A 17,790-nucleotide genomic window follows, 5' to 3' on the forward strand; every position below is an offset into this window, starting at 1 on the left:
TTCGGTGGCGAATGTACTACTTTGCGGCGCCACAATGCTGCCGCCATCCCACATACAAACCGAGTCATTAAAAAATCTGTACCAGCCGTTCGGCCTGCAGGTTTCGGTGCTGCGGCTGGATGAGCTCGACCCCGTGATTTCGGGTAACAAATGGTTTAAGCTGGCGCCCTACCTGCAGGCAGCAAAAGCCGAGAGTTGCCGTGGAATCATGACCTGGGGCGGCCCCTGGTCAAACCACATACTGGCAACCGCCGCGGCCTGCCGCGAAGCCGGACTCGCGGCACGTGGCATCATCCGCGGCGAGCTGCCGGCGTTGCTTTCGCCCATGCTCCGCGATGCAGACGCACTCGGCATGGAGCTGCTTTTTATCTCCCGCAGTGAGTACCGCGAAAAGCGGCTTCCTCCCGGCACCGACACGGCGGGCTGGCTCGAAGTGCCCGAAGGCGGCTATGGCCCCGGCGGGCGCGATGGTGCCGCGGGCATTGCCGCCACCACCAGCTGGAACGCATTTAGTCATGTGCTGGTGGCCGTGGGTACCGGCACCACGCTGGCCGGGCTGATCCAGGCAAGCGAAGGAAGCGCCGTGCGCTGCACCGGCATCAACGTGCTGAAGAATGCCGGCGCCGCCGACGCGGTGCGTGCGCTACTTCCGGAGCGCCTGCACGCAGCCGTAGATATACGGGCCGGCTTTGAAAAGGGCGGTTATGCACGCCACAGCCCGGCGCTCATCGGCTTTATGAACCAGTGGTACCGCGATACAGGCATCCCGTCTGACTTCGTCTATACCGGAAAATTGTTCCGGGCGGCCGACGCGCTGGTCCGCCAGGGTGCGTTCCCTGCCGGCAGCCGGCTCCTGCTGGTGCACAGCGGCGGCCTCCAGGGCAACCGGTCGCTGCCTGCGGGAACGTTAATCTTCTGATCGAAAAGAAGCCGGCGGCTATATTTGCAACCATGCGGAAGATCAGGCTTTTAGCACTCTTTTTCGGACTTGCCCTGCTGTGCGGCGCTCCTGCTTCAGCGCAGGACACGCTGCCCCGTTTCAACGTGCACAACGCGGGCAACAACCGGATTATCATCGGCTGGATCAACCCCTATCCCAACATCACGCAGATCTCGATCCAGCGCGCCTTCGACAGCCTCGGCCCCTATAAGTCGATCGCTTCTCTCGCCGACCCCAGGTCGGTGCAGAACGGCTACACCGACCGCAATGCGCCAAACGACCATATGTTCTACCGCATCTTTTATGCGCTCGAAGGGGGCTCTTACTTTTTTACAAAAGCGAAAAAGCCCGACACCGCCTCGCGCCAGGCCATCGTGCTGAACGGCAGCACGCCCCGGCCTGTGATCGGCGCCCGCGACGTGCCGAATAAATACAAAGACTCGGTTTTTGTCCGCAACCGCGACACGCTCGTGATCGTCAACCACGACACGCTGCGGGTTACGACGAAGGATACCATCAGCGTCGTCAAAAAGCCGCCGGTGGTAAAAAAGCCCGAGTGGGTGCCCTCCACGAAAGTGTTCACCAATAACGAGGGCTATGTCACCATCCGCCTGCAGGATGCGGAAGAAAAGAAATACACGGTAAAATTCTTTGACGGCGAAGAATTTCTTTTCGAGCTGCGGGGCATTAAGGAAAAGCTGCTGCTCCTCGACAAAGCGAACTTTTACCACTCGGGCTGGTTCAACTTTGAGTTGTATAATGACGATAAGCTGGTGGAGAGGAATAAATTCTTTTTGAAGCCGTAAACGAAGAACGCCTCGCAATGCGAGGCGTTCTTCGTTAGCGACGCTTTGCGCGACGGCCTTTGGCCGTCATTGCGAGCGGAGCGAAGCAAACTCCCCGACCTGAAGACTGACCGTAGCTGGAAAAGCTTCAATGCGCAATTTCTCGGGCTGCGAACACACTGCGTAACGCTGGAGTTTGCTTCGCTACGCTCGCAATGACAGCTTCGCTGTCGGCTTCGCACGCCAACCGGAGTCACCCCGCCACCAGCTCCGTGTCAAACACCTTGCAAAAGTTCGCCTTCAGTCTCTCCTTTACTTCCTCCATCGGCACTTCGTGCCCGAGTTCTTCTTTGATGGAGGTCACTTTTTTGTTGACGATGCCGCAGGGTATGATGTGGTTGAAATAAGAAAGGTCGGTGTTGACATTGAGCGCGAAACCGTGCATGGTGACCCAGCGGCTGCAGCGCACACCCATGGCGCAGATCTTCCGTTCGCGGCCCTTTACCTGGGCATCGATCCACACGCCGGTTTCTCCGGCGGAGCGGCCACCGGTAATGCCATACTCAGCGAGGGTGAGGATAATGACGTCCTCGAGTGAGCGGAGGTATTTGCCGATATCGGTGTAAAATTTCTCGAGGTCGAGGATGGGATAGCCCACCACCTGGTCGGGACCGTGAAAGGTGATGTCGCCGCCGCGGTTGGTCTGGTAAAACTCGATGCCCCGCTCCGAGCGCTCCTCCTCCCCGATCAGCACGTTTTCCATTTTACCGCTCTTGCCCAGGGTATACACGGGCGGATGCTCCACGAACAGCAGGTAGTGCTGCGTGGGCAGCGTGGCCGCGTCTATCGGCTCGGAGGAGCGGTGCACCACCGACTTGATCTCGAGGTTCTGCTGCAGCAGGCGCTCCTGGTAATCCCAGGCGTCTTTGTACGCCATGTGGCCGAGGTCGCGGAAATGAACGGGCTGTTTCATCGGGGCAAAGATACCCAGAGAAAGAACGCTGATCCCGCAGGCGGGATACGCAGATTGGTTATGATTGTTTATGATTGGCTGACGCACGCATGGTTCGGAAAGCTCACAGTGACAGTTGTCAGCCTGAGCGTAGCCGAAGGCTGCATAAATCATAACAGATCATAAAAAATCTGCGTCCCTTCTCTCCCGCAGCTTGCGGCGCCTTTGGCGTACTTTTGCACCGCATGAGCACGAACGAGATCATCCCCAACGAAACGGTCGATAGCAGCGACGAGCTTTACGAGCGGTTTACCTACCTGATCGACAAAGGCCAGGAGCCCCTGCGCATCGACAAGTTCCTGATGGGCCGCATCGAGGGCGCCACGCGCAACAAGCTGCAGCGCGGCATCAACGCGGGCATGGTGCTGGTGAACGGCAAACCGGTGAAGCAGAACTACAAGATCCGGCCCTACGACCAGATCGTGGTGTACTCCGACGTGACGCCCGAGAGCACCGACGTGGTGCCCGAGCCGATCCCGCTCAACATCATGTACGAAGACGCTGACCTTATGGTGCTCTACAAGCCCGCCGGCATGGTGGTGCATCCCGGCTCCGGCAACTATACAGGCACCCTGCTTAACGGTGTATCGTACTACCTCAAGCAACAGAACCCCGATCTCGACGAGAACGTGCTCCCCCGCTTCGGGCTCGTGCACCGCATTGACAAAAACACGAGCGGACTGCTGGTGCTGGCCAAGTCAGACATCGCCATGCGCCACCTCGCAAAACAGTTTTTCGACCACACGGTGAAGCGCCGCTACCAGGCTCTCGTGTGGGGCAATATGGAAGAAGACGAGGGCACCGTCGTGGCCCATGTGGGCCGCAACCTGCGCTACCGCAAGCTGTTCGACGCCTACCCGGAGGGCGACCATGGCAAGGAAGCCATCACCCACTGGCGTGTACTGGAGCGCTTCAATTATGTAACGCTTGTGGAATGCGTGCTGGAAACGGGCCGCACCCACCAGATCCGCGTGCACATGAAGCATATCGGCCATACGCTTTTCAACGACGACACCTACGGCGGCGACCGCATCCTCAAGGGCACCATCTATGCCAAGTACAAGCAGTTCGTCGACAACTGCTTCGCCATCCTGCCCCGCCAGGCGCTGCATGCCAAGACGCTTGGCTTCGTGCACCCCACGACGGGCGCTGAAATGTATTTCGATACCGACCTGCCGCCGGAGATGGAGGAGGTGATTGAGAAGTGGCGGAGGTATAGTAAGGGACGGGAGGCTGAATGACCTCACCCCCGGCTCCGCCACAGACCTCACCCCCGGCCCCTCTCCGGGACGGAGAGGGGTGACTCCCCGGAATGTTTCTGACAGTTTCAAACAGTCTTCTGTTTGACGCTCATTCGAAAGAGCGGATGCCTTAGGCATCCGCTCTTTGCTTTTGAAGTTCAATCAGCGGAAAGCTCAAACAGTAATGAATGATGAACAGAGTCACCCCTCTCCGTCCCGGAGAGGGGCCGGGGGTGAGGTCACGGCAGCTTAAAATCATGCAGTGTCGCGGTAAAAAAGCCACGCTCCCTTCCCTTGAACAGGAGGTGCCAGTTGCCGCGGTAGCTGAGGGTGTAAGGCACCACGTAGGGGCCAACCTTGGTCATCTCCACTTTCATGTGCACGTCGAAATCGTACACGCCGGCGCTGTAGCTCATGTCGTAGTTGCGGCCAACGATCTCCATGGTCTTCTGGTCGAACCAGGTGGTGATGTTGTCGAACACAATGTCGCCGCGCTCGCTTTTAGTAAGCTCCGGCTTCCGTTCGATGCGAAACACGTAGCAGGCCTTGCCGTTGAGGTCGGAGGTGTCGATGGCGTAGTTATACAGCGGCGCAATCTCCGGGTCGAACACGTCGAGCTTGTTGCCGATAAAGGGGATGCCCGGTATCTTCTGACCGGGCTTGAAGAACAGCAGCTTCAGCTGCTCCTTGTTCTTATCGAGGCCGCTTTTGCCCCGCACCTGGAGGTCGGAGCCCGCCACGATATTGGTTTCGCCGCACACGCGTCCATGGGTAAAGAAGAAGGCGTCATACAATTGCGCGGTGTAGTAATAATACTCCCGGTCGCGGTTATAAAAATCGCCCGTGACCTGTTCTTCCAGCACCTCCATCGTGCGGCAGGCAGCCTCGCGGTGCTGGCGGGTGCGGCTTTTCAGCGAAGCGCTCGAGCGTCCTTTTTTGTCGTACAGCTCGATGAAATTTTCTGCCGTATAACCCAGGATGTGCAGGTTCTTGAATGCCTTGTAGTACGACGTATCATTCTTTATTCGTTGCAGGAAGCGCGGCACGTTGAGGTCGCTGCGCACCACCACTTCCGAGAGGTTCACCATGCGGCGCACCGCTTCTACGTCGCTCGTGTCCTGGGCCCGGGCAACCGTGCCCAGCAACATGATTACCGTAAAAATGCGGGTCCTCATTTCTTCGGGAAAAGCATGCGGTAGTCGGTGCGGATGGCGCCGCGCGAGATGTCGTCGAGCTTGCGCTTCATCAGCTTTCGCTTGAGGGGCGAAAGGTGATCGATGAACAGCTTGCCGTCGATGTGGTCGTACTCGTGCAGGATGATGCGGCCGGTAACGCCGTTGAAGGTCCGCTCCTGCTGCTTCAGGTTCTCGTCGAGGTAGCGGACCGTCACCTCTTCGGCGCGGTAGATGTCTTCGCGGATGCGCGGGATGGACAGGCAGCCTTCGTTGTAGGCCCAGTCGTCGCCGGCTTCTTCCACGATGTGTGCGTTCAGGAAAACGCCTTTATAGCCCGGGGCATCGGGGTAATCTTCATCGTCGTCTTCGTCCTTATTGGCAAAAATCTGCTCCGAGTCCACCACGAAAAGGCGGATGGGGCGGTTGATCTGGGGCGCGGCAAGGCCCACGCCGTTAGAGGCATACATGGTTTCCCACATATCGGCAATCAACTTGTCGAGATCGGGGTAAGCGGCCGGGTCGATGTCTTCCGCCACCTGGCGGAGTACCGGGTGCCCGTAGGCAACGATGGGAAGGATCATACGGCGAAGTTAAGATCTGCGGAATTGAGGATCTGTGAATTTTATCTCGGATCTCTGATCTCTGATCTCTGATTTTCATGGCGTTATGATAAATTAAATCAGACATCAGCCATCAGACATCAGCGATTTGACAGGTACTGCTGGAGCATCATCGTAGCGGCCACTTCGTCGATGAGGCCCTTCTGCTCGCGCTTTTTCTTGCTGAGCCCCATCTGCGATATAGCCTGGGAAGCGAGCTTCGAAGAATAACGCTCGTCGATCTCCTCCAGGGGTACGGCGGGAAACTGCTTGCGGAACCAGTTGCTGAAGTTACGCACCGACTCGGTGATGTGGGTGTCGGTGTCGTCCCAGTTGGTGGGCATCCCGATGAGCACGCGCTCGACGCCTTCTTTGGGGATATAGTCTTTGAGAAACACCAGCAGCTTGTGCGTCTCGATGGTCATCAGCCCCGTAGCGATGATCTGCAGGGGATCGGTCACTGCGAGCCCGGTTCTTTTTCCGCCGTAGTCGATGGCCATGATACGTCCCATGGAGAAGGTTTTAAAGGTTCTAAGAGGTTCTAAAGGGTTTGTGGCGGCGAAGATGAAGAAATGCCGCCTGACAAATGCCCTGGACGATGAGATACCCACCTCTGAAGTACCCCTCCCCACCTCGGAGGTACCCCTACCCGCTGCAAACCCGCGTCGGCGCGCGAAATAGCTGCGTGCGTTCAGGTTTTAGGTGGGACGGGCAAGCCCGCAGGTGGGCCGACGCGGTCCAGGGGTCCGCCATCGAACCTTTCAGGTGCGTCCCCCCCTCCCAAAACCGGGACGACGCAGGAAAAAACCGGGACGGCGCAGGGAAAAGGCGGAACGGCCCACCTCCAGGGTAGGCCACAGAACCCTGGAGGTGGGTTAACGCCTGCTCGGAAGCAGATATCCCGGCCGATGTTAATGGCAAAACAGGTCGGCAATGACAAAAACGGCGAAAACGACCGAGGCAATGCCGTTGGCCGTCATAAAGGCCAGGTTGACCCGCCGGAGGTCGTTGGGCTTGACGATGCTGTGCTGGTACACCAGCATGCCGATGAAGACGAGTACCCCTACCCAGTAAAGCGGGCCGAAGCCCCCGAATTTTCCGGCCGCCACCACGCAGGCGGCGCTCAGCAGGTGCAGGAGTTCGGAGATGCGCAGGGCCTTTTCACGACCAACCGCCGCCGGGATCGAATAAAGCTGCTGCGACGTATCGAAGTCGACATCCTGCATGGCATAGATGATATCGAAACCGCTCACCCAGAATACCACCGCGAAGGAAAACAGCAGGGGCAGCCAGTGAAAGTAGCCCGTCACCGCCAGCCAGGCGCCAATCGGAGCCAGTGAAAGCCCCACGCCCAGCACGAGGTGGCAAAGCGGGGTAAAGCGCTTGGTGTAGCTGTAGCCCAGCACCACGGCGAGCGCCACCGGCGACAGGTAAAAGCAGATGCGGTTGATGAAAAAGGTGCAGGCCACGAAGAGCAGGCAGCAGGCGATGGTGAAGGCCAGCGCGTTCTTCGGGGTGATGATGCCCTTGGGTATCTCGCGGATGGCAGTGCGGGGATTGAGCGCATCCCACCTGCGGTCGAGGTACCGGTTGAAGGCCATGGCGGCCGAGCGGGCGAAGACCATGCAGGCGATGACGAGGGCGAATTTGATGATGATTTCCCGCCAAAAGCCATCGGGGTAAACCGCCGTGTGCCAGCCCGGAATTACAGTCGTCGCATAGTTCATCGAGAAAACCGCCAGGAAAAACCCGATCATCGCGAAGGGCATCGCGAAGATGGTGTGCGAGAACTTGATGAGGGAGAGGTAGTTTTTAACTGTTGACATCGTAAGTATAATGTTCAATATTCAATGTTCAATGCTCAACGGGATACAACTTGAGAATTGAATATTGAGCATTGATTATTGAAAATTTTTCAAATGCCCGCGCACGATTTCCCACAGCACCACTCCCGCCGCCGTGGCAACGTTTAATGAGTGCTTCATTCCGAGCTGCGGGATCTCGATACAGCCGTCGCACTGCGCGATAGTGCTTTGCTCGACGCCGGTGACCTCGTTGCCGAAGACCACGGCGATCTTTTCACCCGGCGCAACTGAAAGCTCCTGCAGCATCCGGCTGCCTTCGGCCTGCTCTACCGCGTAAATACGATAGCCTTGTGCCCGGAGGTCGGCGAGCGCTCCCTCCACCGGCCGGAAATGCTTCCAGCTCACGGTGTCTTCGGCGCCCAGCGCGGTCTTGCGGATCTCCTTGTGGGGCGGAAAAGCCGTATAACCCACCAGGTAAACGGCCTCCAGCCGGAAGGCGTCGGCCGTGCGGAAGAGCGAGCCCACGTTGTAGGCGCTCCGCACGTTCTCCATCACCGCGATGACGGGCAGCTTTTCGGCGGCCTTGAATTCGTCGACGGAGAGGCGGTTCAGTTCTTCTGTGGAAAGCTTACGCATGTGCGGCGCAAAGGTAAGCCGCAAGCGGAGAGAGAAAGAACGCAGATTTTTTATGATCTGTTATGATGGATGCGGATATTGGTACCAGCATCCGCTTAAATCATAAACAATCTGCGTATTCCGCCCGCGGAATCAGCGTTCCTTCTCTCTTTGGGGATAAAAACAGGTTTTGGTGTGGATTTCCACATGTTTCATTCCGGCGGCCGGGGTAAATTTGCCGCCACAGTTATGAGCAAGACGAAAAGTGCCGAATCGCCGATGATGCAGCAGCACAGCGCCATCAAGGCCCGCTACCCCGACGCGGTGCTGCTGTTTCGCGTGGGTGATTTTTATGAGACCTTCGGGCAGGATGCCATCATCGCTTCGGGTGTGCTGGGCATCACCCTTACCAAGCGGAACAACGGCTCGGGCGACTCGGAGCTTGCCGGCTTCCCGCACCACGCACTCGACACCTACCTGCACAAGCTTGTACGCGCCGGGCACCGCGTAGCCATCTGCGACCAGCTTGAAGACCCGAAAACGGTCAAGGGCATCGTCAAGCGCGGGGTGACCGAAATGGTAACGCCCGGCACGGCCACCAACGACAAGCTGCTGGAGCACGGCGCCAACAACTTTCTCGCCTCCCTCCACCTCAGCGCCGATGGCACTTACGGACTTGCTTTTCTCGACATCTCCACCGGCGAATTCTTTGTGGCCCAGGGCGACCGCGAATACGCCGACAAGCTGCTTATGGGCTTCCGACCCGCCGAAGTGGTTTTCCAGCGCCAGCTGCAGAAACGCTTCAAGGAGGAATTCGGCACCCGCTTTTACACCTACGCACTCGACGAATGGGTGTTCCAGGAGCACTATGCCGAAGAATCCCTGCTGAAACATTTTGATACCCATTCGCTGAAAGGCTATGGTGTTGACGGACTCACCGCGGGTCTTGTGGCCGCGGGCGCGGTGCTGCACTACCTGAAAGACACCGAGCATCCCAACCTCCAGCACATCACCTCCCTGCAGCGGATCGACCAGGAAGAACACCTCTGGCTCGATCGCTTTACCATCCGCAACCTCGAGCTGCTGCACTCGCCGGTGGAGAACGGCGCCACGCTGCTGAAGGTGCTCGACAACACACTCACGCCGATGGGCGCGCGCCTGCTGAAACGATGGATCGTGTTCCCGCTGAAGGATATCGTCAAGATCAACGAGCGCCTCGACGTGGTCGGCTTCCTGCTCACCAACTCCGACCTGCGCGAAAAGGCGGGCAATTCGCTGCGCCAGTGCGGCGACCTCGAGCGCCTCGTGTCGAAGATCCCGCTGAAGAAGATCAACCCGCGCGAGCTGCTCCAGCTGGCGCGTGCGCTGCGCCAGGGTGAGGCGATAAAGGAACTGCTTTCCGGCTCGGAGTGCGCCTACCTGGCACGCCTAGCCGATGCGCTCCACCCCTGCCACCGCATCCGCGAAAAGATCACGGCCTGGATCACCGAAAACCCACCGGCCATAGCAACCAAGGGCGGCTTCATCGCCGGCGGCGTGCACGAGGAGCTCGACTCCTGGCGCTACATCGCCCACAACGGCAAGGAATACCTCGCGCAGCTTCAGCAGGCCGAATCGGAAAAGACCGGCATCCCGTCGCTCAAGATCGGTTTCAACAACGTGTTCGGCTATTACCTCGAAGTGACCAACACGCACAAAGACAAGGTGCCGACGGAGTGGATCCGCAAGCAAACGCTGGCCAACTGCGAGCGCTATATCACCCCCGAGCTCAAAGACTACGAAGAAAAGATCACCGGGGCCGAAGAGAAAATGCTCACCATTGAGCTGCAGCTGCTCGACAGCCTGCTGCACGAGCTGCACGACTATCTTTCCAACTTTCAATCCAACGCCGCCATCCTTGCCGCGCTCGATTGCCTGTGCTGCTTTGCGCAGAACGCGCTGCAATACGGCTACCGCAAGCCCGAGGTGCATGAAGGCGACGAGATCGAAATCACCGAAGGCCGTCACCCCGTGATCGAGCGGCAGCTGGCGGCGGGCGAGAGCTATATCGCCAACGACATCACCCTCAACAAAGAGGAGCAGCAGATCATTATCCTCACCGGACCCAACATGAGCGGTAAGAGCGCGCTGCTGCGGCAGGCGGCGCTCATCACCCTGATGGCGCATATGGGCTCCTTTGTGCCGGCGTCGGGCGCGCGCATCGCGCTCACCGACAAGATCTTCACCCGCGTGGGCGCCTCCGACAACCTGAGCGCCGGCGAATCGACCTTTATGGTGGAGATGAACGAGACCGCATCGATCATCAACAATATCTCCCCGCGCTGCCTCATCCTGCTGGACGAGATCGGGCGGGGCACCAGCACCTACGACGGCATCTCCATCGCCTGGAGCATCGCCGAGCATTTGCACAACAGTCCGCACCGCCCCAAAACGCTCTTCGCCACGCACTACCACGAGCTGAACGAGCTGGAGGCGCGCCTGCCGCGGACAAAGAACTTCCACGTCACCAACCGCGAGATCGGCGGCAAGATCATCTTCCTCCGCAAGCTCGCGCCGGGCGGCTCCACCCACAGCTTCGGTATTCACGTGGCCCGCATGGCCGGCATGCCGCCCGAGCTCATTGCCCGCGCAAAAGAAGTGCTGCAGCAACTCGAAGCCAAGGGCGTGGAAACCGGCGCCGTGGAAGCCGTGAAGGGCATCGCCGCGCCGAAGATGCAGCTCAGTATTTTCGACGCCCACAGCCAGACCTTTGATGACATCCGCCAACTGCTGGAGCACCTCGACATCAATCGCCTCACACCGGTGGAGGCCCTGCTGAAGCTGAGCGAGATCAAGGGGATGATCCGGTAGGCCCCGAAGGGGTTCTGTGGTTTTAAGGTTCTGGGTTTCGGGATGAATTATGAAAGTGGCCCAAAGCATCAAAAGGCGGCACCATCCATTTTCAACCGAAACCTAAATCAGACATCCGACATCAGACATCCAAAAATTCTCTCCGGGTTACCTTAATATTAAGTGGGAAACTTCTCTGTCGTGGTTGAGAAATAATGTTATTTTTGGCCGCAAATCAGCCATTATGTTGAAAAGACTGAGTTTTATCGCGGTATCGGCCCTCGTCATCGCGGTTTCCTGTAAGAAAAGCGAAGAAGTGGTCACTTATGTAGGAAACGGCCTCCCGTTGAATTCCAACCAGGTAGTGCCCGTTCCGGCCACCCCCTCTCCGGCAAGCGGCAGCCTCAATGCCACCTACGACAAGAATACCCGCACGCTGAGCTACAGCGTTACCTGGTCGAACACCAACGACTCTGTAACCGCGATACGCCTGCACGGTCCTGCCGAGCCGGGCTTTGCCGGTGCTATTGTCCAGGCCTTCATCAACTCCACTTCTTCACAATCAGTTCCCCCGCGCCGCAAAACGGGTTCGTTCAGCACAAGCGTGTCGGTGGACAATGTGCTGGTAAAGGAAGACGACATCCTCAACGATCTTTATTACGTTGCCGTATATACGAAGAGCTCGGGCGCAGCCCCTGAACTTCGTGGCCAGATCCGGGTTCGCCGGGCAGAGTAATGCCTTATCCCGGCCTCTCTCCGGCAGGAGCGGGAGTTGAATATCGAATAGCGAACAAGGAATATCGAATATCGAAGCAAAGAGCGGATGCCTATGGCATCCGCTCTTTTGTATCAGGATCAAACGGAAGACTGTTCGGAAAAGTAGTAACCTACCCCGGTGTCACCCCTCTCCTCCCGGAGAGAGGCTGGGGGTGAGGTCAATGCGCCTCAAACCACAGCGGCGATGCGTCATCCGGCACGCCATTATAATTGATGAAGAGCTCCTCTCCTTTTTTCACCGCGCGTACCGTACGGATCAGGATCAGCTGCTCGGGGTAATGCATTTCGTATTCGCAATTGGCATCGTAGGCGTGGTTGTACAGCGATACATATCCCAGCGCCATACAGCACTGGGTGCGGCTTTTGCCCCATTCGAAGATATAGTCGTGGAGCAGCGTCTCGTCGATGTGACGGCGCTGCCGCGCGGGCAGCACGATCACCGGCGCCACTTCCACAAGCGTGTGGGGTTTCATAGCCATATCGGTAAACATGCCGCGGCCGCGGCTCTCAGTTTCACTGACCCGCAGTGCGGGATGTAAGTAGTTGATCGGATTCACGCGGCAAATATTCGGAATAATCTTTTTGCAAGGGGAATGCCTGTTTGCCGCACGGCTGTATTTTTGGCGCATGTCGCTGGAATTACTGAAGCAGGAGTTTGAGCACGTGCTGCAGAGTGAAGACCCGCAGGCCCTGCACCTGTTCCTCGATCAGCAGAACATCACCGAGATCGCCGACCTCGTGTACGAGGAGCCCGATCACGGCAGCGAGATCATTGCCGCCATGTCGGTGCACCGCGCTTCCGGCGTCTTCCGTATCCTCGAGTTCGGGATGCAGAAGAAGATCATTGAGGAGCTGGCCCCTTCCAAAGTGGCCGAACTGCTCAACGAGCTTCCGCCCGACGACCGTACCTCCTTTCTCGAAGACCTCCCCAGCAACGTGGTACGCGAGCTCATCAAGCAGCTCAACCCCGAAGAGCGCAAGGTTACGCTGTCGCTGCTCGGCTACCCCGAAAACTCGGTGGGCCGCCTGATGACGCCTGACTACGTATATGTATACGAAGACAATACGGTGGCCCAGGTACTCAACATCATCCGGCGTGTGGGCAAGAACACGGAGACCATCGATGTGATTTACGTGATCAATGAAAAGGGCGAGCTGCTCGACGACATCCGGATCCGCGAGTTCATCCTCGCCGACCCCACCAGCCGTGTGAGCGAGCTGATGGACGACCGCGTGATCGCGCTGAACGCCTACCAGGACCAGGAAGATGCCTCCGAAGCCTTCAAGATGAATAACCGCGTGGCCCTGCCCGTGGTGAGCAACTCCAACAAGCTGCTGGGTATCATCACCATCGACGACATCCTGTGGGTGGCCTCGGAGGAGTTCTCCGAAGACATCCAGAAGATCGGCGGTACCGAGGCCCTCGACGAGCCCTATCTTGACATGCCGCTCCTGAAACTGGTTCGAAAGCGCGCCGGCTGGCTGATCATCCTGTTTTTCAGTGAAATGCTGACGGCCACAGCCATGGCCTATTTCAACGACGAACTCTCGCGGGCGATCGTATTGGCTAATTTCATTCCGCTGATCATCGCCAGTGGCGGCAACAGCGGCTCGCAGGCTTCCACGCTGATTATTCAGGCACTGGCGATGGGTGAAGTGAGCGTGGCCGACTGGTGGCGGATCATGCGCCGCGAAATTCTAAGCGGCCTCTTACTGGGAGGCGTTTTGGGAATTATTGGCTTCGTCCGGATCATTGTGTGGCACGAACTGATGCAACGCGGATGGATCAATGACCTATATGGCGTGCACTGGCTGTTCATTGGCCTCGCCATCGGCTTCACCGTGCTTGGCGTGGTGCTCTGGGGCACCCTCACCGGCTCAATGCTGCCCCTCGTGCTGAAGCGCCTCGGCGCCGACCCCGCGGTATCCTCGGCCCCCTTCGTTTCCACGCTCGTGGATGTGACCGGGCTCGTAATCTATTTTTCAGTGGCGTATCTGTTTCTGGCGGGGCGCCTGCTATGAGCTCCCGGCCCCTTCCCAAAGGGAAGGGGTGCCTCTGTTGGACATTCATCACGGTTTGTTGCTTTCTGCTGATTGAAATCCAAAAGCAAAGAGCGGATGCCATCGGCATCCGCTCTTTCGTATCAGGATCAAACAGAAGACTGTTCGAAACAGCAGTAAACTACCGGAGTGCCACCCCTTCCCCTCGGGAAGGGGCCGGGGGATGGGTCCGAGAGAGACCGGTGGTGAGGTTTGGGCACGACATTTTCATTACTCTAGCCAAACGACGATCATGGCAAAGGCAAATAACGATAATCGCAACCGCATCCCTGAAAACGACCCTTCCAAGGCTATGGACAGCAAGCGGGAAGTGGACAAGTCGCCCGATGAGAAAACCGACCAGGATTTCCCGGGCTACCCGCATTACCCGGCGCGCGAGGACATCATGGACAAGCGTACCGACAGCCACCGGGTGGACCTGGATGTGGAAAATCTTCCCAACTCCCGTAACCTCAGCGGTGTGAGCCAGCGCTTCCAGGGCAACAGCGGCACCAACAGCGACCGCGGCCCGGCAGGCGAACGCAGCCGTGGCGGCGAGGCACCGGAAACCGACGCCCAGCGGACCACCAACTCGCGCAGCGCCGAGATCGGGACGCCGCAGGACGTGGACAGCGATGACCTGGGTATTCGCCCCGGCACCGAGGCCGACGTAGATCCCGATGAAGCCCGTGCCCTCGCCAGCACCGACCGCGGCACCGACGACAGCGCCAACCTGCGCCGCGCCGCCCTCGACGACCGCGACTTCGAAGGCGAGCCGCTCAACGAGGCCTCTTTTGGTCCCGCCCATACGAGCGGCGACCTCGACATCCCCGAAGAAACCGACGAGACCAACACCGAGTCGATGGGCCAGGGCGATGAAGAGAACAAATACTACAGCCTCGGCGGCGACCGCCAGGAAGGCAATGAAGAAGACCCTTATTCGGGCCCGGGACGCGGGCAGTAACCCGGCGGGGTGCATCAGATAAATGCAAAAGAAACGGGTGAGCCGACGCTCACCCGTTTCTTTTGAGAACAGCGGCCGCCATACCGTAGTTGACCATGTGCACGGATGCCTTAACTTTACCGAAGACCTTAACCCGGCACCGCGCCCAACAAATTACAAAGCGTGCAACTACAAGCGGAAACAAAACGGCCCTCCCTCGATTTCGAATTATTACCCGCCTTCGCCGGCTACCTCCTCGAACATAAGCTCGAAGCCTTCGTGCGCCTGCAATACCGGTTTACGTACGAAATAGAACTCACCCTGCTCAACCAGGTGGCGCACCTGAGCGAGGAGGAGCAGCTCACCTTCGGCCGCGAATACAACCGCGATCTTCTGAAACACCTGGCCGAGAACCGCGTGGGTGATTTCATCCGCAACCGGATGACGCAGTGGCAGCAGAATGCCCTTTTCTTCGACAAGTATTCGGTGATCGCCGAAGACATTACCAAGCTCAGTTACATCCGCAAGCGGGCCTTTCACCAGCTGCTGCCGGATTATTGCGCCGAAGGGGTGCCGATGCTGCAGCTGGTGCACGAGATCGACCGGCTTTTTCTTCGCTACGATGCAGCCTCGCTGGAGGTGCTCACGGGTATCATCGAGCAGCAGGCCGCCGAGCGCTCGCTGTTCATTGAAAAGATCAACAGCACGATTCCCGGGGCACTGTATATTTTCGACGTCCGCACCTTCCGCAACTTATATGCAAACGAGAACTTCACCGAGGTGATGGGTTATTCGCGTGAAGAACTCAATGCCCTCGGGCAGGAGGCCCTGACCGCTGTGATCCATCCCGACGACCGGGCGGTGGTGGAGGCGCACCTGGAAAGACTCCAGGAAGCGTCGGACGGTGACTTTATGAGCTACCAGTACCGCATCCGGGGAAAGGATGGCCGGTACCGCTGGTACCGGAGCAGCGAAAGCGTATTCCGGCGTGATGCCGGGGGGAAGATCAGCGAGATCATCGCCATCTGCCTCAATATCGACACCGAAATGCAAACCGCCCAGGCGCTCCGCGAACGCGAGGAGCAATTGCTCGAGGCGCAGGCCATCGCCCGCATCGGCTCTTTTTACTGGACCCTTGAAAACAACAAGTACACCTTCACCCCGGAGCTTTCGAAAATTTTCGGACACCGCGGCGAAGACTTCGACTTTTACGCCCATGTGCATCCCGACGATCTTGAGCGGGTGCGGAGCAAAGTGGAAGCTGCGCTGACAACAGGCACCTTCGACAGTGAATACCGATACGACTCGCCCGAAGGGCCGAAGCAGCTGTGGGCGCGGGGCGTATTGCACCTCCGTGCCGAAAAGCCCTATGCCATCAGCGGAACGGTCATGGACATCACCGAGCTGCACCGCACCAGCCAGGCGCTCCGCGAACAGCAGCTCTTCCTCGAAAAGCTCGCCGACGCCTCGCCGATGTGGCTTTACCTGTTCGACATACCGAGCGGCCGCTTTCAGTACGTGAACCGCGAGATCTTTTATGTGCTGGGATATACGCCCGAAGAAATACTGGAACTTGAAAGCAGTGCCGTTACCGGACTCTATCATCCCGACGACTGGTCCCTGCTGCCGGAGCGGGCCGGTAGCGAAAGCCGCTTCCAATTCAGCGAATCGATGATGCAGTATGAATGCCGGCTCCGCAAAAAAGACGGCGACTGGTACTGGCTGCTTGCACGCGAGATCGTTTTCAAAAAAGATGAAAGCGGCGCCGTGCAACAGATCCTCGGCGCGGCCCTCGATATCAACCGCCGCAAGGAAATGGAGCGCACCCTGCTGCAGAACTCCTTCCAGCTGGAGCAAAGCAATGCCGCACTCGAAGAGTTCGCCTACGTGGCTTCGCACGACCTCAAAGAGCCACTTCGTAAGATCTCGACCTTCGGCGACCGCCTTGTGTCTTCGCAGATGGACCGCCTTACCGATGACGGGAAGCTTTACCTCAGTAAAGTTGTGGACGCCTCGCAACGGATGCAGGCCATGATCGACGACCTGCTGTCGGTATCGCGCATCTCGGGCAACCGAGGGTTTGAGCGCGTGGCACTCAAATCATTGCTCGACGACGCCATCGGGGCGCTCGAGTTCAAGATCGAGCAGTGCGGGGCCCGGATCAATGCCAGTGAGTTGCCGGAGGCCGAAGTGGTGCCGTCGCAGTTCCGGCAGTTGTTTCAGAACCTGCTCAGCAACTCGCTCAAGTTCGCGCGCGAAGGCGTCCCCCCCGTGGTAGATGTCCGTTACCGTTACCTGCGTCCCGAAGAAGTTGCGCACCTGCAGTTGCGGAAGGCGGCTTCTTACCTCGAGCTCAGCTTTCGTGATAATGGCATCGGGTTTGAAAATGAGTATGCAGGCAAGATCTTCCAGATCTTCCAGCGGCTGCACGGACGCAGCGAGTACGAGGGCAACGGCATCGGACTGGCGATCGTGAAAAAAATTGCCGAGCACCACGGCGGCACCATCGGGGCAGAAGGAGACCCCGGACACGGCGCGGTGTTCACCCTAATTTTACCCTTATGATGAAGGCATACGAGATCTGGATTGTAGATGATGACGCCGACGACCGGGAAATATTGCGAGATGCCTTTACCGGCAGCCGTGCCGGCGACGAGTATCTCTTTCTTGAAAACGGTGATGCCCTGATGGCTGCCCTCGAGGGACGCGAGTCCGAAAAGCTGCCCTCCCTGATCATGCTCGATCTCAATATGCCGGGGAAAGACGGCCGCGAGGCACTGCGCGAGATCAAGGGCCGCGAGGAGTTTCACGGCGTGCCCATCGTGGTGTTTACCACCTCTTCTTCCGACCGCGACCGCAATCACTGCTATAGGCTCGGCGCCAACTGCTTCGTCACCAAGCCCGACACCTTCAACAAACTGGTGGAGCTCGCCGGTCATGTGCAGGCGCTTTGGCTGCCGGTATAAGCCCCGGCCAGCCCCTTCCGGCCCCCCTGTCCCCCGAAGGAGGCACTTAGGCCAAGGATACTT

Annotated in this window: 16 protein-coding genes; 9 read left to right on the plus strand and 7 right to left on the minus strand. The window is 58.4% G+C overall.

Annotation, left to right across the window (positions count from 1 at the left end; genetic code table 11):
* Window positions 1-34 precede the first annotated feature (34 nt).
* Window positions 35-919, plus strand: coding sequence for a 1-aminocyclopropane-1-carboxylate deaminase/D-cysteine desulfhydrase (locus EPD60_RS04350; RefSeq protein WP_131447224.1), 885 nt, complete (start codon window positions 35-37; stop codon window positions 917-919).
* Window positions 920-951: 32 nt separating this feature from the next.
* On the plus strand, window positions 952-1,746 hold the full coding sequence (locus EPD60_RS04355) for a hypothetical protein (protein WP_131447226.1): 795 nt from the start codon (window positions 952-954) through the stop codon (window positions 1,744-1,746).
* 232 nt (window positions 1,747-1,978) lie between these two features.
* On the opposite strand, the gene lipB is transcribed toward EPD60_RS04355, so the two are convergent.
* Entirely contained in the window at window positions 1,979-2,698 is a 720-nt protein-coding gene (lipB, locus tag EPD60_RS04360) for a lipoyl(octanoyl) transferase LipB (protein ID WP_131447228.1), read from the minus strand.
* A gap of 224 nt (window positions 2,699-2,922) precedes the next feature.
* Between lipB and EPD60_RS04365 the strand changes: the two genes are divergently transcribed.
* A complete protein-coding gene (locus EPD60_RS04365) occupies window positions 2,923-3,978 on the plus strand; it encodes an RluA family pseudouridine synthase (RefSeq protein ID WP_131447230.1) in 1,056 nt (351 codons plus the stop codon).
* Between the two features lie 239 nt (window positions 3,979-4,217).
* Here EPD60_RS04365 and EPD60_RS04370 read toward each other — a convergent pair whose 3' ends face one another.
* From EPD60_RS04370 to EPD60_RS04390, 5 genes are all read right to left on the minus strand, one after another.
* A complete protein-coding gene (locus EPD60_RS04370; protein WP_243647758.1) occupies window positions 4,218-5,153 on the minus strand; it encodes a hypothetical protein in 936 nt (311 codons plus the stop codon).
* Window positions 5,150-5,734: a peptide deformylase gene (def, locus tag EPD60_RS04375; RefSeq protein ID WP_131447232.1), complete on the minus strand. Its 585-nt coding sequence runs from the start codon at window positions 5,732-5,734 to the stop codon at window positions 5,150-5,152. The genes EPD60_RS04370 and def overlap by 4 nt, the downstream gene beginning before the upstream one ends.
* A 119-nt stretch (window positions 5,735-5,853) precedes the next feature.
* Window positions 5,854-6,264 carry a Holliday junction resolvase RuvX gene (gene ruvX / locus EPD60_RS04380; protein ID WP_131447234.1) on the minus strand — a complete coding sequence of 137 codons (411 nt, stop codon included), beginning with the start codon at window positions 6,262-6,264 and terminating at the stop codon, window positions 5,854-5,856.
* A 399-nt stretch (window positions 6,265-6,663) separates the two neighbouring features.
* Window positions 6,664-7,578, minus strand: coding sequence for a UbiA-like polyprenyltransferase (locus EPD60_RS04385; protein ID WP_131447236.1), 915 nt, complete (start codon window positions 7,576-7,578; stop codon window positions 6,664-6,666).
* Between the two features lie 75 nt (window positions 7,579-7,653).
* Window positions 7,654-8,193, minus strand: coding sequence for an RNA methyltransferase (locus EPD60_RS04390; protein WP_131447238.1), 540 nt, complete (start codon window positions 8,191-8,193; stop codon window positions 7,654-7,656).
* A gap of 228 nt (window positions 8,194-8,421) precedes the next feature.
* Between EPD60_RS04390 and mutS the strand changes: the two genes are divergently transcribed.
* Both mutS and EPD60_RS04400 read left to right on the plus strand, forming a co-directional pair.
* Window positions 8,422-11,022: a DNA mismatch repair protein MutS gene (mutS, locus tag EPD60_RS04395; protein ID WP_131447240.1), complete on the plus strand. Its 2,601-nt coding sequence runs from the start codon at window positions 8,422-8,424 to the stop codon at window positions 11,020-11,022.
* A 223-nt stretch (window positions 11,023-11,245) separates the two neighbouring features.
* A complete protein-coding gene (locus tag EPD60_RS04400; protein ID WP_131447242.1) occupies window positions 11,246-11,737 on the plus strand; it encodes a CHRD domain-containing protein in 492 nt (163 codons plus the stop codon).
* A gap of 199 nt (window positions 11,738-11,936) precedes the next feature.
* Here EPD60_RS04400 and EPD60_RS04405 read toward each other — a convergent pair whose 3' ends face one another.
* Window positions 11,937-12,269, minus strand: a complete 333-nt coding sequence (locus tag EPD60_RS04405) for an SET domain-containing protein-lysine N-methyltransferase (RefSeq protein ID WP_394346033.1) — start codon at window positions 12,267-12,269, stop codon at window positions 11,937-11,939.
* 136 nt (window positions 12,270-12,405) lie between these two features.
* Between EPD60_RS04405 and mgtE the strand changes: the two genes are divergently transcribed.
* From mgtE to EPD60_RS04425, 4 genes are all read left to right on the plus strand, one after another.
* The gene (mgtE, locus tag EPD60_RS04410; RefSeq protein ID WP_131447246.1) at window positions 12,406-13,800 is read left to right on the plus strand and encodes a magnesium transporter; all 1,395 of its coding nucleotides are present in this window, start codon (window positions 12,406-12,408) and stop codon (window positions 13,798-13,800) included.
* Between the two features lie 271 nt (window positions 13,801-14,071).
* Window positions 14,072-14,782: a hypothetical protein gene (locus EPD60_RS04415; RefSeq protein ID WP_131447248.1), complete on the plus strand. Its 711-nt coding sequence runs from the start codon at window positions 14,072-14,074 to the stop codon at window positions 14,780-14,782.
* Window positions 14,783-14,944: 162 nt separating this feature from the next.
* Window positions 14,945-17,326 carry a PAS domain-containing sensor histidine kinase gene (locus EPD60_RS04420; protein ID WP_131447250.1) on the plus strand — a complete coding sequence of 794 codons (2,382 nt, stop codon included), beginning with the start codon at window positions 14,945-14,947 and terminating at the stop codon, window positions 17,324-17,326.
* The gene (locus tag EPD60_RS04425; protein ID WP_131447252.1) at window positions 17,323-17,727 is read left to right on the plus strand and encodes a response regulator; all 405 of its coding nucleotides are present in this window, start codon (window positions 17,323-17,325) and stop codon (window positions 17,725-17,727) included. Before EPD60_RS04420 ends, EPD60_RS04425 begins: the two co-directional genes overlap by 4 nt.
* The last annotated feature ends 63 nt before the right edge of the window (window positions 17,728-17,790 follow it).

It is taken from the genome of Flaviaestuariibacter flavus (assembly GCF_004337505.1).
GTDB classification, from domain to species: Bacteria; Bacteroidota; Bacteroidia; order Chitinophagales; family Chitinophagaceae; genus Flavisolibacter; species Flavisolibacter flavus.